We start from the raw sequence: 23,273 nt of genomic DNA, 5'->3' as shown, positions 1-23,273 counted from the left end.
GTTATTAATTATTTGTTTCTTTTCAATTGCTTTTAGGGATTCTTTCAAAAACCTCCATAAAGTTGTGCAAAAATAAGCATTTTTTTTCTTATATAAGAATAATTTGCTCTATTTTTGCTTTTTAGGGCGCATTTTTAGCTTACAAATGATAGGATAGTGGTCTGAAACGGCGATTTTATCATCAACTTTACATTCATAAGGCTCCCAATCGTCTGAACACATGATATTGTCAATGCGAACAAAAAAGCCTCCATGATGATAGCTGATACCCGGTCCGTTACCACTTGCAATGTAGCAATCCGTCAAATCTTTAGCTATCGTACGATGAGCATAAGAGATAGGACCATCATTAAAGTCACCGCACAAAATAATACTCTGTTCTTTATGCTGCTGAATGTATTTTGCTACAGCTTCAGCCTCAGGAGCCCGTTTCTTTGTTGCCTCGGCAAGTTTTACAACGAGCAGTTTGGACGTTTCTTCTGCAGTATCAACCTGCAATTTTCCGATAACCAGATTCTTGAACTGGCGTCTGTCCTCTAAACTTAAGCCGGTAGTTTCCAAATGATTATTGATGAGAAGGACCTCTCTATCTTTCACTTTCAGACGATACGCTACACTCATATTTCCTTTCGATTCATAAGGAATTCGCTCTTTTGAAAGAATGGGGTATTTACTGAGCAACATAAGACAATTTCCGCCATTTATGTGCATCGTTGTATCCTGATAAGCATACATCGGCTTGAGCATACTATCTATCTGCTCAATATTCCGGGCTGTAGGACATGCTTCCTGCAGACAAACTATGTCAGCATCCTGCTCTTGCAGATAAGCAATACAGACATTAGTACCTTCGGCATCCTCTGTCTGTGCACCAAAATTCCAGGTATTATATGATAGAACTTTGATACAACCTTTTGGAGTTTCGCCAGAAAAGTTGATTGGCATATACTTGCGGACAGGCACAAAACAGATCAAGAAGCCTAAGAATGGAATAATGGCATACTTAGACCGGAAGAGCAACCAGAAAAGCAAAAAGCCTAAGTTAACTATAAGAAAAACCGGGAAAAGTAAGCCAAGATTAGCCAATGCGGCGAACTTTTCCGGCTGAAAGAAGTCAGAAAAGCCCACCAGCAACATGATGATGATAGTTGCCACATTAGCACCAGCTACCATCTTATATGTAAATTCCTTAAATCCTTTAAACATAGTTTCCTACTTATTACTCTGATCAAAGAGCATCTGCTTTTCACTCTGAGTCAAGCTATCATAACCGCTTTTCCTTATCTTATCCAAGATCCTATCTATCTCTTCCTGAGATACGACCTTTTCATTGGTCTTACATTCTGCATCCTGTTCATAAGTCGGATTATAAGATTCATTCTTGGTATAAGTAAAATGCGTTCTACCTGCCCGACGCTTTCCGCCGAACATACCTTTCAACTTATCAAAAGCGTCTGCAGAATTAGACTGATAGTAACCATTACCAATCTGCTTACGCCAATAACGGATCAGGAAGAATCCAAAGACCATACCTCCCAAATGGGCAATATGAGCCACACCGTCATCAGAGAGAGAGAATGTTGAAACCAATTCTATGACAGCATAGCCTATCACGAAGAATTTAGCTTTAATAGGAACTGGCAACGGGAAAATGAAGAGACGCTCGTTTGGATAAATCATACCAAAGGCAAGCAATATGGCATAAATAGCTCCTGAAGCACCCACGGTAGTCCATAGGTTCAGATATTGCTCCATTGTTATTCTGGCTCCATTAACACTAACATAATCATAAGCTGCCATATCCTTTGCCACATAGGTAATATACTGTGCAGCTTCCTGGAACAAACCTGCTCCCACTCCACACACTATGTAATAAAAAAGGAATTTCTTTGGTCCCCAAACTCTTTCAACCACACAGCCAAACATCCATAAGGCAAACATATTAAAGAGAATATGCTGGAAACCACCATGCATAAACATGTAGGTAACTAACTGATAAATATGGAAATCGGATGCCAGGAAGAAATGAAGCCCAAACATATCTGTCAGGCCAGAACCGCCACCCATACTCTTGTCCATCAGCATGCATGCCAGGAATGCTACTACATTCACTATCAGCAAATTCTTTGTTACAATTGGAATATTGCGCATAACTTTATTTCTATAAACAGTTTAATAATCTGAATAATATTTGTATTTTGGCGACAAAATTACGAAAAATATCCGTGAAAACACCAAAAAATAGACTTATTACACTTAAATTTCAATAATTTCATCACTTTTCTGCTTTTTTTATTTGAACTTTCACAAGAAAAAGCTATATTTGTAAACGAATTCAACTAAGAAACAACAATATTATTCATTTAATAAAGAAAAATTATGAACAAGACAGAATTGATTGACAAGATTGCAGCAGGTGCTGAGATTACAAAGGCACAGGCTAAGGCCGCTCTTGAAGCTACAACAAACGCATTGAAGGAAGCCCTCATTGCAGGTGACAAGATCCAGTTGGTAGGTTTCGGTACATTCAGCATTAACGAGCGTCCTGCTCGTGAGGGTATCAATCCAGCTACTAAGGAGAAGATCCAGATTGCAGCTAAAAAGGTTGCTAAGTTCAAGGCTGGCGCTGAGCTTGCAGATGCAATCAATAAATAATTGTAAAGATTATTTTAATTACAAATATAGGGCAGTCCTTTATGGCTGCCCTATATTTTTTTATTCTATTCAAGTTTATTCAAATTTAAATCTTCATGTTTGATCCTTTATTTTGGCTGCTTTCCGATATATGCCAAGATACCACCATCTACGTAGAGAATGTGACCATTCACTGCATTAGAAGCATCTGAAGCCAAGAAAACAGCAGGACCTGCCAACTCTTCTGGTTCCAACCAGCGACCTGCAGGAGTCTTTGCACAAATGAAGCTGTCGAATGGATGACGGCTACCATCTGCCTGACGCTCACGGAGAGGTGCAGTCTGAGGAGTTGCAATGTAACCAGGGCCCAAGCCATTGCACTGGATGTTGTACTCACCATACTCTGAGCAGATGTTACGTGTCAACATCTTCAAGCCACCCTTGGCAGCTGCATATGCAGAAACTGTCTCACGGCCCAACTCGCTCATCATAGAACAGATGTTGATAATCTTACCATGACCCTTCTTGATCATACCTGGGATAACTGCCTTAGATACGATGAAAGGTGCTGTGAGGTCAATGTCAATAACCTGCTTGAAGTCATCTACAGACATCTCTGTCATAGGAATACGCTTGATAATACCTGCGTTGTTTACCAAAATATCAATAACACCAAGTTCCTTCTCGATGTCAGCTACCATGTTTTTCACCTGTTCCTCGTCTGTTACATCACAGATATAACCCTTTGCCTCAATACCCTTTGCTTTGTAATCTGCAAGAGCCTGATCCATGTGGTGCTGGCTACGGCAATTGAAAGCAATCTTAGCACCAGCTTTGGCATAAGCCTCAGCCATAGCAAAACCGATACCATAAGCGGCACCTGTAACGAGGGCTACTTTACCCTCTAATGAGAATAGTTTATTAAAGTCCATAATTTTATTTTTTATAAATTGTTTGATTTGTTACGAGGGCAAAGATACAAAATAATTTTGAATATCACCCTAAATCAATACGAAAGATGCACCCTTTTTACTTATTTTCTCATTTTATTGACTACTTTTCATCAAAATTGACCTATAATAGATGCAAAGAGCTTGTTGTATCCGAACTTTATTATAAACAAAATAACCCTCCAAATCCGCAAAGACTTGAAGGGTTATTTATGACCTGTTGTCCCAGGCGGATTCGAACCACCACTGACAGAACCAAAAACTGTAGTGCTACCATTACACCATAGGACAAGCAAATCGGCTACAAAGATAGTGGATTTTTTCTCCACTACCAAATATTTTCAATACTTTTAACGATTACTTAACGGTAATCAAGAAGTAGTTCTTCTTACCTTTCTGAACCAAAAGATACTTACCGTCAATCAGGTCATCAGCAGTTACAACCTGATCGAAAGCAGCGAGTTTCTCCTTGTTGAGTGAAACGCCACCACCCTTAACGAGCTTACGCATCTCGCTCTTACTTGGGAAGATCTGCATACCCTCCTGATTGAAGAGATCTACGGCTGTACCACCGAGCAGGTTCTTGTCGAGGTCGTAGTGAGGAACATTGGCGAATACATCGTTCAATGTAGCCTCATCGAGCTGTGCCAGATTCTCCTTGGTTGCCTTACCGAAGAGGATGTTGCTGGCTGCGATAGCCATATCCAAATCCTCCTGAGAGTGAACCATTACGGTAACCTCCTCAGCCAGACGCTTCTGGAGTACACGGCGACCTGGATCCTGCTTGTGCTCCTCTACGAGAGCATCGATAGTCTCCTTGTCAAGGTCAGTGAAGATCTTGATGTACTTCTCGGCATCATCATCGCTTACGTTCAACCAGAACTGGTAGAAAGCGTAAGGAGTAGTGCGATTACGGTCCAACCAGATGTTACCACTCTCTGTCTTACCGAACTTCTTACCGTCTGCCTTGGTAATCAATGGGCAAGTGAGGCAGAAGCACTCTGCATCGTTACCCAATGTACGGTGAATCAGCTCAGTACCGGTAGTCATGTTACCCCACTGGTCATTACCACCCAACTGGAGACGAACACCATACTTCTCATACTGATAGAGGAAGTCGTAGCCCTGGAGCAACTGATAGGTGAACTCAGTGAAAGACAAGCCGTCGCGAGCCTCACCATTCAAGCGCTTCTGCACGCTATCCTTCGCCATCATGTAGTTTACAGTGATATGCTTACCAACCACACGAGCGAAATCGAGGAAGGTGAAGTCCTTCATCCAGTCGTAGTTGTTCACCAACTCCGCCTTGTTAGGCTCATTGCCATCGAAGTCGAGGAACTTAGATACCTGCTTCTTGATAGCTTCCTGGTTATGATAGAGAGTCTCTGAATCGAGAAGATTGCGCTCCTGGCTCTTGCCAGAAGGGTCGCCAATCATACCCGTGGCACCGCCGACGAGGAGATAAGGCTTATGGCCACAACGCTGCAAGTGGCGCAACATCATGATACCACAAAGGTGACCGATGTGCAGAGAGTCTGCAGTAGGGTCGGTTCCGAGATAGGCAGACACCATGTGGGTGTTGAGATATTCCTCAGTACCTGGCATTATCTGCGCCAGCATACCACGCCATTTCAATTCTTCAACAAAATTTTTTGCCATAGAATATGATTTTTTATTATATTATATAATATGTATAAGGGGCCCAACAACACAGTCGGAAACTTACGGTACGGGATCATAACCCGAACCACCCCAAGGATTGCATCTTAAGATGCGCCAAACAGCCAAAGCCAGTCCCTTAAAGGGACCATGCTTCAGGATGGCTTGTCTCGCATACTCTGAGCAAGTGGGCTGAAAGCGACAAGAAGGTGGCGTATAAGGAGTAATACACTTCTGATAAAACAATATCGGCAGTATAAGAATCCATACCAACACCTTTCTCATGCCATGTGCTATCATAAAGAGAATCTTCATCATAAACTGCTCTCTTTCATGACTGTTTCAGATTGCATCTCCTTGATATTAACAACCAATCTATCCAAAAGTTTAGTCATTTTGGTTGAAACCAGCTTTGAAGGCTGCAATTGTTCTGTTTGCCAAACAAAAGCCACAAGCAATTGTTCTCCAACATAATTCTGCATACAAGTCTCCAGCTCTTGTTTTTGATAACGAAAAGCTTCACGTATCTGTCGCTTTACCCGATTGCGCTTTACTGCGTGCTTAAAATAACGCTTTGATACACTGATAAGAACTTGAACAGAAGGGGCTTGCTCATCTTTCTTGTCAACAAGAAGAAACACCATTCTCATAGGCCATGCCGTCATTGCTTTAGCACCACCTCCAAAGAGCTGTTCTATAAGTGTCAGTTTACATAGATGCTCTTTCTTTCCGAATGTTTTATTTCTGTCTGTTGACATATCTATTCTATTAAATATTTCCTATTTATTATGACGTTTCAGATAATCAGCCAAGGCACCTGTCATAGATGGAAAAGCTTTATTAGGAGCCTCCAGATCAAGGCGTAAGCCCTCATCTTCAACCGTTTTTGCTGTAGCAGGACCAAAAGCGCCAACAGCGATATTCCCTTGTTCAAAATTAGGGAAATTCTTCTTCAGAGCCTTTACACCTGTTGGGCTAAAGAAAAGCATCATATCATAATCGAAGTTCTTGATTTCCTCTTCTGAGAAATCATTGCTTACAGTACGATACATTACACATTCTGTATGATTGAGTTTTTTCTCATCAAGCAAGTTGGCAATATCATCATTATGAACACTGCTTAATGGTACCAGATATTTCTCGGTTTTATGGCGAGCCATCTGTCCCATCAACCCATCAATTTTACCTGTATCACCAAAGAACACCTTACGCTTGCGATACTGAACATACTTTTGGATGTAGAGAGCGATAGTCTCTATCACACAGAAATATTTCATATCTTCAGGAATTGTGATACGCATCTCCTTAGCTAATTTAAAGTAGTTGTCTACTGCATGACGAGATGTAAATACGACTGCAGTATAGTCAAGCAAATTTATTTTCTGCTGACGGAATTCTTTAGAAGAGAGCCCCTCTACCTTAAAGAATGGACGGAACACGCATTCTACTCCATATTGAGCCTGGATATCGAAGTAAGGAGACTTCTCACTTGCAGGTTTTGGCTGAGAAACTAAAATTTTCTTTATCATTTTGTCTTAAAAGTTTATTTTCAAATAATGACTGATTAACACAAGTCCACCCCAAAGAGCGAACAAGGGTATCACTTCAAGGGCACAAAAGTACAAAAATATTTGCAGAAACACGCCATTTCTTCTAAAAAAGATAATGTAAGCCTTCAAAAAAGCCAACAATTTAACTAATCCAAGGATAGTCAACGTGTATATCACTGCAATTTGCAATGGGAAATCGAAATACGACAAAAGCATCACCATTGGGAACAAGGCCACTCCTTGACATGATATAAGGAACAAATATGCCTTGAGCCATTGTACATTTTTTTTCTTTTCAAAGAATACCCAACCAGAAATCACATAGAGGAACGCCTTCAACAAGAAATAGCCCCCCATACAACCAGCATATATACTGATTACCTGATATTGGTCTACGATAAACGTATCGCTGATAGATGCTTTCGAATAAATGAAATACCCGATTGCCAGCAAAAGACAGGTCTGCAACACGAAGAAGAACTGGTATCTTACTTCAGAACTGGTCTCCGTCACCTCTGTTGTACCGATGCGTGGAGTACGGAAGAAGGTTTTTGCCTGGCGTATAACAAAATGCTTAGATTTAGAGAATGCTATACAAGCCAAGAGAAAACAGACCAACAGCAATGAAGTAATAAAGTTATCACCAGCTACCGTATAGGGAACAGGATCACCTGCCACCCCTAAGCGTCCACCCTTTAATTCCGGATGAAACAGAGAATCTTTTGAAAAGAATGACTCACGATAATATTGTGGCAAACTTACATCCCTAAAACTCTTACCTGCCTTATGTCCCGGCAAGTGTAATGTATCCGGCATCTTGCTCCAATGAATCTCACTGGGCTTGATATGTGCCCTAATCATGGAGTCCTGCTGAGCTGGCGTTGCATTCTTAGGCAGCCAGCTCAACACCTCTTTGGGTGTGAGCTGGCTGCTATGTTGCCTGAGCACTTGCTGTTGCGATTCAGCCTCAAGTGCGGCATCTGTCTGTATCGAATCTGCCTGTTGCACCATTCCTTAAAGTCCGAAAACTTTCTTGATTTCGTCTACCTTATCTAATTTTTCCCATGTAAAGAGTTCTACCTTCACAGTTTTAGCCTCATGATATCGGCTGGTGAAGGTTTTCTCTACTATCTCATTCTTACGTCCCATGTGTCCATATGCCGCAGTTTCCTGGAACATTGGCTGGCGCAACTTCAACTGGCGCTCGATTGCTTTAGGACGAAGATCAAACATTTCTGCAATTTTCTTTGCAATCTCGCCGTCAGTCATATTCACATGGCTTCTGCCGTAAGTATTTACATAGATACTAACCGGTTCTGCCACGCCGATAGCATAACTTACCTGAACCAACATTTCATCTGCAACGCCGGCAGCAACCATATTCTTTGCAATATAACGGGCAGCATAAGCTGCAGAACGGTCAACCTTACTGCTATCCTTACCTGAGAAGGCACCACCACCATGAGCACCCTTACCTCCATAAGTATCTACAATGATCTTACGACCGGTAAGACCTGTATCTCCATGAGGACCACCAATCACGAACTTACCTGTAGGGTTTACGAAGTACTTGATGTCATCATTGAAGAGAGCCAACACCTTATCACTCAGGTGAGTCTTTACTCTTGGAATCAGGATATTGATTACATCCTCACGAATCTTTGCCAGCATAGCATCATCATCGTCCTCACCATTTGCCTTCTTGATAAAATCATCATGCTGGGTAGAAACTACGATGGTATCGATGCGCTGTGGGATATTATCGTCTGAGTATTCGATAGTTACCTGGCTCTTAGAGTCCGGACGGAGATAAGTCATCACCTTGCCCTCCTTGCGGATATCTGCAAGGACACGCATGATGAGCTGAGCCAAGTCGAGTGATACCGGCATATAATTTTCGGTTTCCGTTGTAGCATAACCGAACATCATACCCTGGTCGCCTGCACCCTGATTCTCATCCTCCTCACGACTTACACCGCGGTTAATATCATCGCTCTGCTCATGGATAGCAGTAAGCACACCACAAGAGTCGCCGTCAAACTGATATTCGCTCTTGGTATAACCGATTTTCTTGATAGTCTTGCGGGCAATGGTCTGCAAATCAACATAAACGTTAGAGCGAACCTCACCCATGATTACTACCTGACCAGTAGTACAAAAGGTTTCGATGGCGCAATGAGCGTGGTCATCGTAAGCCAAAAACTGGTCAAGCAATGCATCTGAAATCTGATCAGCCACTTTATCTGGATGTCCTTCAGAAACTGATTCTGATGAAAACAAATATGCCATATTTTCTTACTTTATTTCTATTAATTATTGATATTCATTATTTTGCGGCTGCAAAGTTACTCATATTTTTTCAGATTTTGTCATATTCCTATATAAAAAACGTCAATTCCTTGTGCTTTATCTGTTATTCGGGCATCTTTTGTCTGTTTTATCAGAATCAAGCACTTGGTTTTCTTCACTATATTTGATATTTCGAGGATGATGTTCCAAGATAGCTCTGCGCAAATCTGAAGTTTCAAGATGAGTATAAATCTCTGTGGTTCCAATATCTTCATGCCCCAGCAAGGCCTGAATTACCCTCAGATCGGCTCCACCTTTCAACAAGGCTGTAGCAAAACTATGGCGTAAAGTATGAGGAGAAATGGTTTTCTTGATTCCTGCATCATAAGCCGCATTTTTTATCATGATAAGTATCATATTGCGTGTGAGATGAGCACCTCTACGATTCAAGAAGACATAGTCTTCCTCGCCTGGCTTGATTGTCATCAGATTCCGGTCTATATACCAAAGATTGATTTCTTTCAGAGCCTTACCAGAAATAGGAACGATGCGTTCCTTGTTACCTTTACCTATGACCCTAATAAACTTTTCTTCTTCAAACACATCGCTTTTCTTTAGATTCACAAGTTCCGAAACGCGAAGGCCACAGGAGAACAGGGTTTCTATAATCGCCTTATTACGCTGTCCCTCCCATTTTTCCAAATCGATAGCCGCTTCAAGCATGTCAACCTCTTCTACAGATAAATACTCCGGCAAATGCTTTCCTATTTGGGGAGAAACCAGTAATTCGGTCGGATCGTCTTTTATATAATCATCAAGCACCAGATAACGGTAAAATGAACGGATTCCGCTCAAAATCCGAGCTTGCGAACGAGCAGAAACACCACGATCATGCAAACTTGCAGAAAAATTCTCCAAGTCTTCCAATTTCATTTCCGTCAGCACCAAATTGTTCTTATCAGCATACTCCAAGAGAAAATTCAAGTCATGGTAATAGGCATCCAACGTATTTTTGGAGAAATTACGCCCCAACTTGAGGTATCTCATATAGTTCTTTATAATTTCATTCCTCATTTTTTGTCAGTTTCCTTAATTTATTGTATCTTTGCATCGTCTTTGCATAAGACAGGAGAGTACAAAAGATCTCAGCCGCAAAGATACGAAAAAAATATGGATTACGATTAAAAATCAAGTAAATATGAAGATACAAATTATTAATGGTCCAAACTTGAACCTTCTTGGTGTAAGAGAACCGGGTATTTATGGTAGCAATTCTTTCGAGAGTTATCTGCCTAAGCTGAAAGCGAAATTCCCTGATATTGAGATAGAGTACTTTCAGAGCAACATTGAAGGCGAGTTAATCAACAAGCTGCAGGAAGTAGGTTTTTCCTATGATGGTGTAGTACTCAATGCTGGCGCCTATACTCATACCAGCATCGCCTTGCAGGATTGTATTCGCAGTTTGAAATGCCCTTGCGTTGAAGTACACATCTCTAATGTGCATAAACGTGAAGAGTTCCGCCATCATTCATATATTTCCTGTGCTTGCCTGGGCGTAATCTGCGGTTTCGGTCTGGCTTCTTACGAACTTGCCATTTCAGGAATCTTAGCACAGAAAGAAACAGAAGAGTAAGATTTCCGTTACTCTAAATCCATCAGATTATGACAGAGACTGAACTCATAGACAAATATATCTGCCAGCATATAGAGCCTGAAGGCGATTATCTGTATCGTCTTTACCGCGCCACCAATATACATACTATCCATGGACGTATGGCTAGCGGCCATATTCAGGGCAGACTTCTCAAGATGCTTGTAGAGATGATTCGCCCGAAGAATATTCTGGAAGTAGGCACATTTAGTGGCTATAGTGCTATCTGCCTGGCCCAGGGATTGCAGGAAGGTGGAAAACTCTACACTTTCGAAATCAATGATGAGATGGAAGATTTTACCCGTCCCTGGATAGAAGGTTCGAATGTTGCCGACAAGATTGACTTCCACATCGGTGATGCCAACATAGAAGCGCCCCAACTAGGCGTAAAATTCGATATGGCTTTTGTTGATGGCGATAAGCGTACCTATATAGAAACGTATGAAATGGTTATGAGCATCCTGAACCCTGGAGGCTACATCCTTGCAGACAATACTCTTTGGGATGGTCACGTCATCGATCCTGCCTACGACCGAGACCACCAGACTCAAGGCATTCGGGCTTTCAATGATTTAATAGCAAAAGATCCTAGGGTAGAGGTTGTTATCTTACCACTACGCGATGGTCTTACACTCATCAGGAAAAAATAAAAAATCAATTAGAACAAGAAATGGCATGAATCCCCCATAAAAGATTCATGCCATTTCTTTTAGTATATGCACCCAAGTATAAGAAATTCTGTAGGTTTTAACTCAACAGCCTTTTACTCAGCGCTCTTACAGGATACCATACAGCAAGCCAACCTACAGCAATTACAGTAACGAAGATAATGGCAACATCTGAGTAATGGACACTTACCGGATAAGCATCAACAATAAAGGAGCCTTCAGAATCTCCCAGACGTACAAATCCATATTGCTGCTGCAAAAAGCAGAGGAGCAAGCCCAATCCAATACCGATAACAGCACCTATCACAGCTATCATTCTACCTTCAAAAAGAAATACTCTGGTAATCTGCTTATCGTTAGCTCCAAGATTACGAAGAGTCACTACATCATTTTTCTTATCAATAATAAGCATAGAAAGCGACCCGATGATATTGAAACATGCAACAACTAAGATAAAGGTCAGGAAGATATAAGCAATCATCTTCTCTATCGACATAATTTTAAAGGTATCTTCCTGTTGTTCAAATCTGTCAAGCACTTTATATTTATTACCAGCTATCTGCTGCATCTCAGCCTTTACAGCATCCAGATTGCTACCCGGTTTCAAGCGTAATTCCAAATCAGAGAGCATACCTTGCTGACCAAAGAGATTACGGGCAAATGAAATAGAAGTGATGATGTAGTTTTTATCATACTTAGCCTGTTTAACGGCAAAAAGTACGCCAGGAGAGTTGAGCGAGTCAACAACAAAGCCATCACCAGGGTTAGTCATATCCAGCTGTCCTTCCTTTTTAGGAGCATAGATTTTCAGGAAACCATCCCATTGTGCTCCTATGCCTAAATTCTGGGCAAGACGGATACCTACTGTTCCATATTCCAGATTGGCAGCATGCAAGGAGAAGGAACCATCACCATATAAAATATCTGTAATATGAGAAAGTTCTGCAAAATTATCATCTACACCCTTGATTTTCACCATAGCCTGATGATCATTATAGATTGCAAGAGCTTGATCTTCTACGGTTTCTGTTGCAACATCCACCTGCGGCAAAAGACGAATCTTAGTAAGAATAGGATCATCTGCAGGTGCAGTCTTTCCCTCAACAGGCACAACCTTGAGTTGTGGGTCAAAACTCGTAAAGAGTGAAGCTACCAGGTCATGGAAGCCATTAAAAACACTCAGAACGATGACCAGAGCCATCGTAGCTACCGCCACTCCTATTACAGAAATAGAACTGATGACGTTGATGACGTGCGTACTCTTCTTTGAGAAAAGATACCTGCGAGCTATAAAGAATGGGAAATTCATAATTCTATCTTACCTTATTTATATAACAGTATAGGGAGTCAAGAATTGCCGTCTTAACTCCCTTGTCTTTTTACTTCTTTACTCTTTTACTTTTTCAAGAGTTCATCAATGTGCTCCAAATAATCGAGACTATCATCAAGGAAGAAACGGAGTTCTGGAATAATACGTAACTGGTTTCTCACTTTTTTACCCAAATCGAAACGAATCGTCTTCTCATTTGCATTGATGTTCTTCAAAATCTCCTCTCCTTTTTCAGAAGGGAACACACTCAAGTAAGCAGTACAGATACTGAGATCTGGACTTACTCTAACCTTAGTAACACTTACCATCACACCATGCATCATGCGGGTTTGTGACTGGAAGATAAGACTCAACTCCTTCTGGAGAAGTCTTGATATACGGTTTTGTCTTGTTTCTTGCATAACTATTAACTATAATTATTAACTATAAACTATTCAAGGTCTACATGTGTAACCTCCACCTGTTCATGAAGGAAAATCTGTGCAGATTCCTTGAATTTATCCTCACTCTCTGTTGTGAGATATCGGCAAGAGCCTGTTTTGGTTATCATCTGTTCCATCTGCGGATGGCGGTTCAGATAATCTTTCAGACTGTTTGCTACATATTGTCCTTGCGGAACCACTCTTACGCCATCAGGAAGATTCTTCACAATGCTGCTCATAAGAAGCGGATAATGCGTGCAACCCAAAATAATGGTATCAATATCAGCGTCCTTCAGCATCAGCTGGTCGATGCGTTTCTTTACGAAATAATCAGCTCCCGGACTATCTGCTTCATTGGCTTCCACGATGGCAGCCCAAAGCGGACAAGCCACGCCACTCACCTGAATCTCTGGCCAAAGTTTCGAAATTTCCATATTATAACTTTGGCTTTTAATAGTACCTTCTGTAGCCAAAAGTCCCACGTGATTACTCTTGGTAATAGTACCAATTACTTCGGCAGTAGGGCGGATAATACCCAGAACTCTTCTGCTGGGATCCAACTCAGGAATATCGCGCTGCTGCAAAGAACGTAGTGCCTTAGCCGAAGCAGTATTACATCCCAGGATAACGAGATGACACCCCATAGAGAAAAGTTTAAGCACAGCCTGGCGTGTGAACTTATAAACCACCTCAAACGAACGCGAGCCATAAGGAGCACGAGCGTTATCACCCAAGTACATATAATCATACTGAGGCATCGTCTGGCGCAACCCATGCAGGATGGTCAGTCCGCCATAACCAGAATCAAAGACACCGATTGGTCCGGGATTAGAAGGCAGCATCATTTCAAAGTCTCCTCCAGCAAAGCTGTAATATCCTCCCCCATCTCTTCGTTGAGATAAGGAGCTGCATTATTGTCTGTATTGATGATAAAGGCAAACCCCTTCTGCTTGCCAATCTTTTTAGCTTCCTCGTTTATTTTTGCTTTGAGCGGAGCATAAGCATCATTCTCTGCTTGCTGCAACAGGCGGGTAGCCTCAGCCTTGAAGGCAATATTTTTCTCCATCAATTCACGCAATTCAGCCTGACGTTTCTCCAGAATTGTCTTGGCATAAGTGCGCTGTCCATCAAGAAATTCCTCATACTTAGCATTAAACTCAGTTTCTACACGTTTCGTTTCTGCATCGTATTTCTCACGGAGTTCATCCATATTATGCTTGGCTATAGCGTAACCAGGCATAGTATGAAAAACCTTATCAAAACTAAAGTAGCCAAAATGCAAAGGAGCAGATACAGCAATCTGTTGTTGCTGAACCTTTGCTGCAGGCGTTGTATGCTGGGCTGAAACAGTCAAAGAGATGAGAGCAAAAGCCAGAAATAAGAGATTCTTTTTCATGATGAGTGATACCGTTTATGATGAATACCTTATAAATACCTCGTTATTGAAAATGAGAAATAAGGGCAAGCACTTCTGCCTGCCCTCAATCTATATTCTTTTTATTTGCCTTGATTACTTAATCTTAGCCTGTACTTCCTTAGTAACGTCTACTACGTTAGTACCTGTATATACAGCTGCACCATCCTCGAAGATGAAGGTGTAGTTGCCAGCCTTGCCTACAGCCTCGATAGCTGTACGTACCTTTGCTACGATAGGCTGCATGAGTTCGCTGCTCTTCTTCTGCAACTCCTGCTGACCATCCTGGTAAGCCTGCTGAATTTTCTGCTGGAGAGTCTGCAACTCAGTTTCCTTCTGCTGCTTTGCTGTAGCGTTCATTGTGCTGGACCCCTTCTGATACTCGTCAGCCTTACGCTGGAACTCATCCTGCATAGACTTCAAGTCATTCTCCTTCTGCTTCTGGAGAGCTTCCATCTCGCCATTAGCCTTAGCTACATCTGGCAAAGACTGCATAATCTGCTGAGTATTTACTTTACCAAACTTCTGAGCCATCATAGTCATTGGTGCACAGAGCATCAACATTAAAATAAGCTTTTTCATTGTTCTATTCTTTTTAATTATTAATTTCTAAATGAAGTTTTCATGCCGCCAACCATTGGCACATGTACTTACCGGCTGCAAATATACAATTATTATTTGGAATAACCTAATTTTTGGAGCACTTCGTTGCTAATATCTATCTTAGGAGAGCCAAAGATGATGCCGCTGTTGCTAGCTCTATCGAGAACAAGCGAATATCCGCGCAGGTCTGAAATCTCTTTTACGGCTGTATAAATCTCTTCCTGAATAGGTCCCATCAACGCCTCACGCATCTTATAGAGGTCGCCTTCTGCACCAAAATATTTTTTCTTCAAATCACTAGCCTCCTTCTCTTTCTGCATGATGGCATCCTGCTTAGCCTTCTTCTGCTCCTGGGAAAGGAACACTACCTCGTTCTGATAGTTCTTATACATGGTGCTTGCCTCTGTGTTAAGAGCTTCTACCTCAGCCTGCCATTTGCGGCTTACCTGATTCAGCTGCTCGTTGGCACGCTCATAAGCGGGTACATTCTTCAAGATGTACTCCATATCTATCAATGCATATTTCTGTGCATGTGCTGAGATGGCTGCTACAGCCATCATCAGCATCAATACTATTTTCTTCATAAAACCCATTTTTAGAATTCCTGACCTAAGATGAAGTGGAACTGGCTTCCACCCTTCTTATATGAGCTACCATTCCATACTGTATCGAAACCGTAGGCCCAGTCAATACCCATCAGACCAACCATAGGCAAGAAGATACGTACACCGACACCGGCACTACGTTTCATGCTGAATGGGTTGAACTTCTTGGTTTCATACCAGGCGTTACCAGCCTCTACGAAGGTCAAACCGTAAATGGTTGTGTTACCTAAGAGGAATGGATAGCGAAGCTCCAATGAGAAGCGGTCGTATGCATAAGCATAGTAACCGGTTGTAGGACTGTAAGATACAGAACCATTCTCATAACCGCGGAGTCCGATTGTTTCCTCACCATAATATGATGAGTATCCACTCATACCGTCACCACCCACATAGTAGGTCTCGAACGGACTCTTCTTATACTTGCTATAAGAACCGAGCAAACCGAGTTCTACACGGGTCATCAATACGAAGCACTTCTGACCCTCTGTGAGTGCAGTATAAGTCTTTGCCTTGAACTTCCACTTATGGTATTCAATCCATCTGTACTTCTCCTGCTGCTCAGCAGAATAGGTTGGCGACTTAGAATCGTTGGCAAGATTCTTGTAGTCCTTGTTGTCGAACGCACTCCATGGTGGAGTAAGGTTGACACTTGCCTCAACCTCAGAACCACGACGTGGGAAGAGTTGGTTATCGGTTGATGTTCGGTTCAATGCGATGGTCAAGTTCAAGTTGTTCGCATTACCGTTGGTCATCAACATATAGCTCCAGTTCTTCATCATGTAGCGCTGGTAAGCCAACTGTACAGACAAGGTGAAGTAATCATCCGGCCAACGGAGGCGCTTACCCCAACCGAGGCTTACACCCACCATCTGGATATACTTGTCTGGATCGTAATAATTCTCGTAGTTGTTATAGTAACTAGAACCATAACCATACATATAACTGTAATAGTTGTTCATGTAAGCACTATTGTAATAGTTGCTTGACACGTCGGTACTCTTACTGTAGTATGCACCTACGCTGAACTGGATAGGGCGCTTGCCGCCAAACCAGTTGGTAGAGTAGCTTACGTTATAGCTCTGGTAGTAGGTACCATTGGTCTGTGCACCGATACTCAGCACCTCACCATCACCGATAGGCATGATACCACGATGCTCCTTGTTTTTGTTGAAGAGGTTTGCCATAGAGAAGTTGTTGAGCTTCAAGCCCACACGTCCGATGACACCCGTCTGACCCCAACCGAGCGAGAACTCAATCTGGTCGTTACTCTTCTGCTCCAGGTTCCAGTTTACATCAACCGTACCATCTTCAGGATTAGGCTTTACATCCGGGCTAACCTTCTCTGGATCAAAGTGTCCCATAGAAGCAAGTTCACGAGCCGAACGCATCAGAGCATCCTTAGAGAAAAGGTCGCCTGGCTTGGTACGAAGTTCACGACGCACTACGTTTTCGTAAAGACGGGTATTACCATTGATACGTACATGGCTCAGATAAGCCTGAGGTCCCTCTGTTACGCGCATCTCCAAATCGATAGAATCGCCATCAATATTGATTTCAGTCGGTTCGATACGAGAGAACACATAACCATTATTATAGTAGAGGTTAGAAACTGCGTCATCATCTTCATTCAGGCGCTTACCCAATATCTTCTGGTTATATACATCGCCCTTCTTCATGCCGAGCAATGCTTCGAGATAAGCTGAAGAGTAAACGGTATTACCTGCCCAAGAGATGTTGCGGATATAGTATTTCTTACCTTCATCTACCTTGATGTAGATATTAACGTGCTTCTCATCGAAGTTGCTCACGCTATCTTCCAGAATCTGAGCATCACGGAAACCATACTCATTATATTTGTCGATGAGTTTCTGCTTATCTTCCTTCCATCTCTCAGGGGTAAACTTCTTCGACTTGAAGAAAGAGGCGAACTTACCAGCCTCATGCGTCTTGGCAAAAGCACCCTTCGAGAAGAGTCCACCCTTAATCTTGCGGTCAGAAAGCTGTTCGTTTCCATCGATTGTTATCTGATGTACCTTGATTTTTTCTTTCTTGTCAACAACAACATCCAGGATTACCTGTCCCTTGTTGGCAATATCATCGCGCTGGTTTATCTGGATATCAGCGTTCTTGAAGCCCTTATCATCGAAATACTTCTTGGCAAGAATCTTGGCACGGTCGAGCATATTCGGAGTTACCTGAGTGCCCTTTACCATACCCAACTTCTGCTCCATATCTTCACGCTCGCTCTTTTTCAAACCAACATAGTTGATATTAGAGATACGTGGACGAACCGCAAGATAGATATGGAGATAAAGTTTCTCACCTACGATAGAGTCGGCAGCGATAGCCACCTTCGAGAAGAGTCCATGTTTCCAGTAGCGCTTTACGGCATTGGTAATCTCGTCGCCAGGCACAGTAATCTCATCGCCCACACTGAGGCCTGAGATACCTGTGAGTACATAGTCTTCATAGCCCTCAACACCCGAAACATTGATACCACCAATCTTAAGGGTACGAGGTGTACCAGCATACGAGATGTCAGGGTTTACGATTTTATCTTGTGCCTGAATCTGCATGCATGCCATTACGCCGAACAGCAGGATGAAAATCTTTTTAAATCTATTCATTTATACCTTATTATATATAATATGATTTTTCTATGCTTGTATGAGGTTTGCCTATTTCTCCTCCTCTTCCACCTGTGCCTCGGTTTTTCCAAATCGACGTTGGCGGTTCTGATAACTTGCTATTGCCTTGTGCAGATCTTCTTCATTGAAGTCTGGCCAGAAGGTATCACAGAAATACAACTCTGAATAAGCTATCTGCCAAAGAAGATAGTTGCTGATACGGAGTTCACCTCCTGTACGTATCAGGAGTTCAGGATCTGGCATGAAACTGGTCTCAAGATGCTTCTCGAAGTTCTCCTCTGTCAGTTTGTCCTCTACCTGCTCATAGGTTGAACCAGAATCGAGCGCTTCTTTTATCATTTTCTTTGTAGCATTCAGGATTTCCCAACGTGAAGAATAGCTCAATGCCACTACCATAGTCATCGAATCGTTCTTCGCAGTATGGTCCATGGTCTCCTGAAGCTTGTCCTGCACCTGTTGTGGCAGGCGTTTCAAATCGCCTATCACACGGAAGCGGACATTATTCTTCATGAAGATTTCATCTTCGAGCGAAGTCAGTACCAGTCCCATCAAGGCAGCAACCTCATCGGCCGGACGGTTCCAATTCTCTGTAGAGAAAGTATAGAGGGTGAGATATTTTACCCCCAACCTGGTACACTCCGATGTAATTCGGCGCACGGTATCTACTCCAGCCTGATGGCCGTAGCTACGCTCCTTGCCCCGTTCTGTTGCCCAGCGACCATTGCCATCCATAATGATAGCGATGTGCTCAGGAATCCTGCTCATATCTAAGTTGTCCATCATTCTTCTTTATTACAAGTTTTACATTTTGCACTGAAACTATAGGTCACCGAAACGGCTATGGTAGAATAGCAGTCGGTATTCTTGAAAATGCCACTGCTCTTTACCCAGTAAGGGTCTTTCACACCATCCAGTTCATCGCTGAGCGAGAAATGGAAAGTCCAGGCCAGTCCCAAGTTCAACCTTTCATTTACTTTATATTTTGCGCCGATGCCTAAAGGCACGTTGGCTGTAAATACATTTTTTTCGTTACCTTTTATATAGGTTGCTCCCAGGCCTCCCAGTATATAAGGAACCAGGCGCTGGGCTCCGCGATAGTCTCTGCCTGTTCCGTAAGGCCAGAAGTTGTACTCAAACACCAGATTCATATCCACCAGCGTATGATTGAAACTATAGGGATTCTCCGCATAATCAGGATAGAAAGTATCCACATTTGCCGAAGAACCTTTTATTTTTCCAAAGCCCACGCTCAGTTTCAAGTCCTTGTAGGGGTCGAAATTGTATCTTCCCACCAGGAAACCGGCAGGTTGCATGTCGCCAAGCACATTTCCGTTAAAGTCGCCTTCATAGGTCATTACTCCAACACCGGCGCCTATCTCCATGCGATATTGCGGATCGTCCTGTGCACGAACCGCCATACAGCCCAGAGTTAAGAAGGCAAGCAGGATGATTAATCTTCCTTGCTCCAGCCATCTATATTGAAACGTCCTCTCCATACGTATCCGTTTCTGATAATCCAATAATAATGTTGCTTGTCACGGCAGAAAGCGAAACGACCTTCAGTAGCAAACTTAGCAGGCAGAACAACCATCGCATCCTGCTTCCAAGTCAATCCGGCATCCTGGCTCTTATACCATTTGCCGTTGCAGCCTAAAGCAACGAAGCCTGTATCGGCAGCACAGGTAATTACCTGATCCAGCCAAGGCATCTTTCCACTTTTATTTTTTTCGATTTCCAGATAGTTCCACTGTCCGTCTTCATTTGCATCATAGTCAACCGTGCGCAACCATGTGGTAGCAACCGTATCATTCAAAGCCTTGTCGCGAGTACCCAGCAGCATTACGTTCTCTACATCCTTAGCAGAGAGTACGCCAGCCACATTCATTGAGATATTCTGTGTTGGCAAATAGGCTTTATCTGTATCAAGTTTCTCCTGCTCCCAGCTGACACCCTTGTCTTTTGAAACAGAGATACCTGCAGCAGTATTATAAGCATAGAGATTCTTGCTGCTTGCACCAATGAGCTGCTTGACATCTGCATTTTCAGAAGAAACCAATGCCCATGTTGCTGCATCGGCAGAAGCATAAACCTTGCCGCCATCTGAGATATAGAGTTTGCCTTCCAGCGCTACTGCACTCTGGTAAGCGTCACTACTTAAGCTTACGTTCATCATAATAGATGACCAGGCGCTGCCATCATTGATGGCTGACTTCAGCACCTGAGTACCCTCGGCAGTCTTGCCGAATACATAGATGTCATCACCACAAGCTACAGCCTTCAGATCAGAGAATGCTGCCAACTGACTGTTGTTCTGAGCCAGCTCATGCCACTTAAACTCATAAGGCAACTCCTTATGTACGTTTACGGTAACCTTATACTGGGCATAGGCAGAGTAGTCGCTGCTGTAAACTCTAATAAAGCGAGGCTTTGAGAAGTTGATGGAATCAGAGCTTGAATAGTATGCTGCGACAGAATCAGTCTTGTTGATATCCATCAGGAGAATAGGGCTGCTATTCTTGCTGCTGATAGTAGCCAATATGGCAGTATCCCTCACCCCACAAGGCAAGGAATCTACATTATAAATCAAGCGTTGTGCCTGATCTATGTAAAATTTATAGTCAGAGCCCGTCACATTAGCCTTGAGCAAGGTATCTTTACCTGCCTTCGTTTTGGTATATCTGTCAAGACTACCCAACGAGAAAGCCGTGATGGCTGTATCATGTGTATATTCTACTGTTGTTTCATCGCTGCTCAAGCAAGAAGAGAGCGAGAGCGTAGCTGTAATCAGCGCTATGAAAGCAAAAAACTTCCTTTTCATTCTATCCTATTTTATTTTTAGCTGCAAATTTACTGAGAATTCTTTAAAAACTCGACCTTTTCTCCTTATTATTATGCAAATTATTCATTTTAGACGCATTTTTTAAGTTTTTTAGTGATTTCGAGGCGTAAAAACGAAGAAATCCCGCTTCTTTTGCAAGAAACGGGATTCCATATTTAGTATAAATTCGAAATGTCGAATTAGAGCTGTGGACCAGCAGCAACGAGAGCCTTACCAGCCTCGTTGTTTGTATACTTAGCGAAGTTCTTGATGAAACGAGCAGCCAAATCCTTAGCCTTCTCCTCCCACTGAGAAGCCTCAGCGTATGTATCGCGTGGATCCAAGATCTCAGTAGCTACACCTGGCAACTCTGTTGGAACCTTGAAGTCGAACATAGGAATCTGCTTTGTAGGAGCCTTGTCGATGTCACCGCTCAAGATAGCGTCGATGATACCACGTGTATCGCGGATAGAGATACGCTTGCCTGTACCGTTCCAACCTGTGTTAACGAGGTAAGCCTTAGCGTTGTTCTTGTTCATCTTCTTAACCAACTCCTGAGCGTACTTTGTTGGGTGCAACTCCAAGAATGCCTGGCCGAAGCAAGCAGAGAATGTTGGAGTAGGCTCTGTGATACCGCGCTCTGTACCTGCCAACTTAGCTGTGAAGCCAGAGAGGAAGTAGTACTGAGTCTGCTCTGGAGTCAGGATAGATACTGGAGGCAATACACCGAATGCATCAGCTGAGAGGAAGATAACCTGCTTAGCAGCTGGAGCAGAAGAACCTGGCTGGATGTTGTTGATGTGGAAGATTGGGTAAGAAACACGAGTGTTCTCTGTTACGCTCTTATCAGCGAAGTCAATCTTACCATCAGCAGCTACAGTTACGTTCTCCAAGAGAGCGTTGCGCTTGATAGCGTTGTAGATATCTGGCTCAGACTCCTTGTCAAGGTTGATAACCTTAGCGTAGCAACCACCTTCGAAGTTGAATACACCATTGTCATCCCAGCCGTGCTCATCGTCACCGATCAACTTACGCTTAGGGTCTGTAGACAATGTAGTCTTACCTGTACCAGAAAGACCGAAGAAGATAGCTGTATTCTCACCGTTCATATCGCAGTTAGCAGAGCAGTGCATAGAAGCCATACCCTTCAATGGCAAGAAGTAGTTCATCATAGAGAACATACCCTTCTTCATCTCACCACCATACCATGTATTGATGATAACCTGCTCCTTAGATGTTACGTTGAAAGCAACACAAGTCTCAGAGTTCAAACCGAGCTCCTTGTAATTCTCAACCTTAGCCTTAGAAGCGTTGTAAACAACGAAGTCTGGCTCGAATGCCTCGAGCTCCTCAGCTGTAGGACGGATGAACATGTTTGTTACGAAGTGAGCCTGCCAAGCAACCTCAACGATGAAACGAACAGCCATACGAGTATCCTTGTTAGCACCGCAGAAACCATCTACAACATAGAGGTTCTTGTTGCAGAGCTCCTTAACAGCGAGATCCTTAACTGTACCCCAAACCTCCTCAGACATTGGGTGGTTATCATTCTTATATTCATCAGTAGTCCACCATACAGTGTCCTTTGAGTTCTCATCCATTACGATGTACTTATCCTTAGGTGAACGACCTGTGTAGATACCAGTCATAACGTTAACTGCACCTAATTCTGTCTGCTGACCCTTCTCATAACCTTCGAGACCAGCCTTTGTCTCCTCCTCGAACAACTTCTCGTAAGAAGGATTGTGAGCGATTACTGTAGCACCAGTAATGCCATACTTTGTCAAATCTAACTTTGCCATTTTACTTTAAATGTATTTAAGTTGTGAAATATTTGTTCGTTTCCTAAATCGCCGCAAAGTTACGAAAAATATGTTTTATAGCAAAGATTCTCATGCATAAAAAATGTATTTTAAAATCTTTTTAGGTTAAAGAAATTAAAAACGAAAGATTTCATCTGAAATTTGCCACGTTGACTTTGCAAAAAATCTCTGCTTAGAGAAAAACAAGCAGAGATTTACACCTATTTATA

Annotated in this window: 24 protein-coding genes and 1 tRNA gene; 3 read left to right on the top strand and 22 right to left on the bottom strand. The window is 42.5% G+C overall.

Features of this window, described 5'->3' with window-relative positions; translation table 11 throughout:
• Positions 1-108: 108 nt before the first annotated feature.
• Both ONT08_RS06585 and ONT08_RS06580 read right to left on the bottom strand, forming a co-directional pair.
• Positions 109-1,206: an endonuclease/exonuclease/phosphatase family protein gene (locus tag ONT08_RS06585; RefSeq protein ID WP_117727392.1), complete on the bottom strand. Its 1,098-nt coding sequence runs from the start codon at positions 1,204-1,206 to the stop codon at positions 109-111.
• 6 nt (positions 1,207-1,212) lie between these two features.
• A complete protein-coding gene (locus ONT08_RS06580; RefSeq protein WP_022121528.1) occupies positions 1,213-2,151 on the bottom strand; it encodes a rhomboid family intramembrane serine protease in 939 nt (312 codons plus the stop codon).
• A 228-nt stretch (positions 2,152-2,379) separates the two neighbouring features.
• Between ONT08_RS06580 and ONT08_RS06575 the strand changes: the two genes are divergently transcribed.
• Complete coding sequence (locus ONT08_RS06575) at positions 2,380-2,655, top strand: HU family DNA-binding protein (RefSeq protein WP_006848085.1); 276 nt, start codon at positions 2,380-2,382, stop codon at positions 2,653-2,655.
• A gap of 107 nt (positions 2,656-2,762) precedes the next feature.
• On the opposite strand, the gene ONT08_RS06570 is transcribed toward ONT08_RS06575, so the two are convergent.
• The 9 genes from ONT08_RS06570 to xerA all read right to left on the bottom strand — a co-directional run bounded on the left by ONT08_RS06570 (position 2,763) and on the right by xerA (position 10,156).
• Positions 2,763-3,566 (bottom strand): gluconate 5-dehydrogenase, encoded by an 804-nt coding sequence (locus ONT08_RS06570; RefSeq protein ID WP_117587230.1) that lies wholly within the window; start codon positions 3,564-3,566, stop codon positions 2,763-2,765.
• 238 nt (positions 3,567-3,804) lie between these two features.
• A tRNA-Gln gene (locus ONT08_RS06565) sits at positions 3,805-3,875 on the bottom strand.
• A 66-nt stretch (positions 3,876-3,941) separates the two neighbouring features.
• Positions 3,942-5,243 (bottom strand): tyrosine--tRNA ligase, encoded by a 1,302-nt coding sequence (gene tyrS / locus ONT08_RS06560; protein WP_089545324.1) that lies wholly within the window; start codon positions 5,241-5,243, stop codon positions 3,942-3,944.
• Positions 5,244-5,306: 63 nt separating this feature from the next.
• Positions 5,307-5,558: a membrane protein insertion efficiency factor YidD gene (gene yidD / locus ONT08_RS06555; protein ID WP_040553354.1), complete on the bottom strand. Its 252-nt coding sequence runs from the start codon at positions 5,556-5,558 to the stop codon at positions 5,307-5,309.
• Positions 5,558-6,001: a ribonuclease P protein component gene (gene rnpA, locus ONT08_RS06550; protein WP_264959524.1), complete on the bottom strand. Its 444-nt coding sequence runs from the start codon at positions 5,999-6,001 to the stop codon at positions 5,558-5,560. The genes yidD and rnpA overlap by 1 nt, the downstream gene beginning before the upstream one ends.
• A 21-nt stretch (positions 6,002-6,022) precedes the next feature.
• On the bottom strand, positions 6,023-6,772 hold the full coding sequence (locus ONT08_RS06545; RefSeq protein ID WP_117587228.1) for a uroporphyrinogen-III synthase: 750 nt from the start codon (positions 6,770-6,772) through the stop codon (positions 6,023-6,025).
• 6 nt (positions 6,773-6,778) lie between these two features.
• Positions 6,779-7,804: a DUF4271 domain-containing protein gene (locus ONT08_RS06540; protein ID WP_119227354.1), complete on the bottom strand. Its 1,026-nt coding sequence runs from the start codon at positions 7,802-7,804 to the stop codon at positions 6,779-6,781.
• Between the two features lie 3 nt (positions 7,805-7,807).
• Positions 7,808-9,082 carry a methionine adenosyltransferase gene (gene metK / locus ONT08_RS06535; RefSeq protein WP_117587226.1) on the bottom strand — a complete coding sequence of 425 codons (1,275 nt, stop codon included), beginning with the start codon at positions 9,080-9,082 and terminating at the stop codon, positions 7,808-7,810.
• Positions 9,083-9,199: 117 nt separating this feature from the next.
• Entirely contained in the window at positions 9,200-10,156 is a 957-nt protein-coding gene (gene xerA, locus ONT08_RS06530) for a site-specific tyrosine recombinase/integron integrase (RefSeq protein WP_022121521.1), read from the bottom strand.
• A gap of 124 nt (positions 10,157-10,280) precedes the next feature.
• Between xerA and aroQ the strand changes: the two genes are divergently transcribed.
• Entirely contained in the window at positions 10,281-10,715 is a 435-nt protein-coding gene (aroQ, locus tag ONT08_RS06525; RefSeq protein WP_006848094.1) for a type II 3-dehydroquinate dehydratase, read from the top strand.
• Between the two features lie 29 nt (positions 10,716-10,744).
• A complete protein-coding gene (locus tag ONT08_RS06520; RefSeq protein ID WP_117587225.1) occupies positions 10,745-11,383 on the top strand; it encodes an O-methyltransferase in 639 nt (212 codons plus the stop codon).
• A 97-nt stretch (positions 11,384-11,480) separates the two neighbouring features.
• Here the strand turns inward: ONT08_RS06520 and ONT08_RS06515 are convergent, their stop codons facing one another.
• The 11 genes from ONT08_RS06515 to pckA form a co-directional block, all read right to left on the bottom strand.
• Complete coding sequence (locus ONT08_RS06515; protein WP_006848096.1) at positions 11,481-12,710, bottom strand: FtsX-like permease family protein; 1,230 nt, start codon at positions 12,708-12,710, stop codon at positions 11,481-11,483.
• Positions 12,711-12,796: 86 nt separating this feature from the next.
• Positions 12,797-13,132: a 30S ribosome-binding factor RbfA gene (rbfA, locus tag ONT08_RS06510; protein ID WP_006848097.1), complete on the bottom strand. Its 336-nt coding sequence runs from the start codon at positions 13,130-13,132 to the stop codon at positions 12,797-12,799.
• Positions 13,133-13,161: 29 nt separating this feature from the next.
• Positions 13,162-13,998, bottom strand: a complete 837-nt coding sequence (gene murI / locus ONT08_RS06505) for a glutamate racemase (protein ID WP_006848098.1) — start codon at positions 13,996-13,998, stop codon at positions 13,162-13,164.
• On the bottom strand, positions 13,995-14,549 hold the full coding sequence (locus ONT08_RS06500) for an OmpH family outer membrane protein (RefSeq protein ID WP_006848099.1): 555 nt from the start codon (positions 14,547-14,549) through the stop codon (positions 13,995-13,997). Before ONT08_RS06500 ends, murI begins: the two co-directional genes overlap by 4 nt.
• A 114-nt stretch (positions 14,550-14,663) precedes the next feature.
• A complete protein-coding gene (locus tag ONT08_RS06495; RefSeq protein WP_006848100.1) occupies positions 14,664-15,149 on the bottom strand; it encodes an OmpH family outer membrane protein in 486 nt (161 codons plus the stop codon).
• 92 nt (positions 15,150-15,241) lie between these two features.
• Complete coding sequence (locus ONT08_RS06490) at positions 15,242-15,754, bottom strand: OmpH family outer membrane protein (RefSeq protein WP_022121518.1); 513 nt, start codon at positions 15,752-15,754, stop codon at positions 15,242-15,244.
• 11 nt (positions 15,755-15,765) lie between these two features.
• Positions 15,766-18,402 (bottom strand): BamA/OMP85 family outer membrane protein, encoded by a 2,637-nt coding sequence (locus ONT08_RS06485; RefSeq protein ID WP_117587224.1) that lies wholly within the window; start codon positions 18,400-18,402, stop codon positions 15,766-15,768.
• A gap of 51 nt (positions 18,403-18,453) precedes the next feature.
• Positions 18,454-19,206 carry an isoprenyl transferase gene (locus tag ONT08_RS06480; protein WP_264959523.1) on the bottom strand — a complete coding sequence of 251 codons (753 nt, stop codon included), beginning with the start codon at positions 19,204-19,206 and terminating at the stop codon, positions 18,454-18,456.
• Positions 19,203-19,919, bottom strand: coding sequence for a porin family protein (locus tag ONT08_RS06475; RefSeq protein ID WP_264959522.1), 717 nt, complete (start codon positions 19,917-19,919; stop codon positions 19,203-19,205). Before ONT08_RS06475 ends, ONT08_RS06480 begins: the two co-directional genes overlap by 4 nt.
• A complete protein-coding gene (locus ONT08_RS06470; RefSeq protein ID WP_264959521.1) occupies positions 19,874-21,241 on the bottom strand; it encodes a DUF6242 domain-containing protein in 1,368 nt (455 codons plus the stop codon). Before ONT08_RS06470 ends, ONT08_RS06475 begins: the two co-directional genes overlap by 46 nt.
• A 200-nt stretch (positions 21,242-21,441) precedes the next feature.
• The gene (gene pckA, locus ONT08_RS06465) at positions 21,442-23,043 is read right to left on the bottom strand and encodes a phosphoenolpyruvate carboxykinase (ATP) (protein ID WP_117587221.1); all 1,602 of its coding nucleotides are present in this window, start codon (positions 23,041-23,043) and stop codon (positions 21,442-21,444) included.
• Positions 23,044-23,273: the final 230 nt, after the last annotated feature.

It is taken from the genome of Segatella copri, assembly GCF_026015465.1.
Classification (GTDB): Bacteria; Bacteroidota; Bacteroidia; order Bacteroidales; family Bacteroidaceae; genus Prevotella; species Prevotella copri_E.
The sequence above is the reverse complement of the archived record's forward strand: the minus strand, read 5'-3'. Positions and strand labels throughout refer to the sequence as shown.

Excerpts from the sequence above, each read along its gene's own strand:
- ONT08_RS06585 (WP_117727392.1), bottom strand. The coding sequence starts at position 1,206 with ATGTTTAAAGGATTTAAGGAATTTACATATAAGATGGTAGCTGGTGCT.
- ONT08_RS06580 (WP_022121528.1), bottom strand. The coding sequence starts at position 2,151 with ATGCGCAATATTCCAATTGTAACAAAGAATTTGCTGATAGTGAATGTA.
- ONT08_RS06575 (WP_006848085.1), top strand. The coding sequence starts at position 2,380 with ATGAACAAGACAGAATTGATTGACAAGATTGCAGCAGGTGCTGAGATT.
- ONT08_RS06570 (WP_117587230.1), bottom strand. The coding sequence starts at position 3,566 with ATGGACTTTAATAAACTATTCTCATTAGAGGGTAAAGTAGCCCTCGTT.
- tyrS (WP_089545324.1), bottom strand. The coding sequence starts at position 5,243 with ATGGCAAAAAATTTTGTTGAAGAATTGAAATGGCGTGGTATGCTGGCG.
- yidD (WP_040553354.1), bottom strand. The coding sequence starts at position 5,558 with ATGAAGATTCTCTTTATGATAGCACATGGCATGAGAAAGGTGTTGGTA.
- rnpA (WP_264959524.1), bottom strand. The coding sequence starts at position 6,001 with ATGTCAACAGACAGAAATAAAACATTCGGAAAGAAAGAGCATCTATGT.
- ONT08_RS06545 (WP_117587228.1), bottom strand. The coding sequence starts at position 6,772 with ATGATAAAGAAAATTTTAGTTTCTCAGCCAAAACCTGCAAGTGAGAAG.
- ONT08_RS06540 (WP_119227354.1), bottom strand. The coding sequence starts at position 7,804 with ATGGTGCAACAGGCAGATTCGATACAGACAGATGCCGCACTTGAGGCT.
- metK (WP_117587226.1), bottom strand. The coding sequence starts at position 9,082 with ATGGCATATTTGTTTTCATCAGAATCAGTTTCTGAAGGACATCCAGAT.
- xerA (WP_022121521.1), bottom strand. The coding sequence starts at position 10,156 with ATGAGGAATGAAATTATAAAGAACTATATGAGATACCTCAAGTTGGGG.
- aroQ (WP_006848094.1), top strand. The coding sequence starts at position 10,281 with ATGAAGATACAAATTATTAATGGTCCAAACTTGAACCTTCTTGGTGTA.
- ONT08_RS06520 (WP_117587225.1), top strand. The coding sequence starts at position 10,745 with ATGACAGAGACTGAACTCATAGACAAATATATCTGCCAGCATATAGAG.
- ONT08_RS06515 (WP_006848096.1), bottom strand. The coding sequence starts at position 12,710 with ATGAATTTCCCATTCTTTATAGCTCGCAGGTATCTTTTCTCAAAGAAG.
- rbfA (WP_006848097.1), bottom strand. The coding sequence starts at position 13,132 with ATGCAAGAAACAAGACAAAACCGTATATCAAGACTTCTCCAGAAGGAG.
- murI (WP_006848098.1), bottom strand. The coding sequence starts at position 13,998 with ATGATGCTGCCTTCTAATCCCGGACCAATCGGTGTCTTTGATTCTGGT.
- ONT08_RS06500 (WP_006848099.1), bottom strand. The coding sequence starts at position 14,549 with ATGAAAAAGAATCTCTTATTTCTGGCTTTTGCTCTCATCTCTTTGACT.
- ONT08_RS06495 (WP_006848100.1), bottom strand. The coding sequence starts at position 15,149 with ATGAAAAAGCTTATTTTAATGTTGATGCTCTGTGCACCAATGACTATG.
- ONT08_RS06490 (WP_022121518.1), bottom strand. The coding sequence starts at position 15,754 with ATGAAGAAAATAGTATTGATGCTGATGATGGCTGTAGCAGCCATCTCA.
- ONT08_RS06485 (WP_117587224.1), bottom strand. The coding sequence starts at position 18,402 with ATGAATAGATTTAAAAAGATTTTCATCCTGCTGTTCGGCGTAATGGCA.
- ONT08_RS06480 (WP_264959523.1), bottom strand. The coding sequence starts at position 19,206 with ATGATGGACAACTTAGATATGAGCAGGATTCCTGAGCACATCGCTATC.
- ONT08_RS06475 (WP_264959522.1), bottom strand. The coding sequence starts at position 19,919 with ATGGAGAGGACGTTTCAATATAGATGGCTGGAGCAAGGAAGATTAATC.
- ONT08_RS06470 (WP_264959521.1), bottom strand. The coding sequence starts at position 21,241 with ATGAAAAGGAAGTTTTTTGCTTTCATAGCGCTGATTACAGCTACGCTC.
- pckA (WP_117587221.1), bottom strand. The coding sequence starts at position 23,043 with ATGGCAAAGTTAGATTTGACAAAGTATGGCATTACTGGTGCTACAGTA.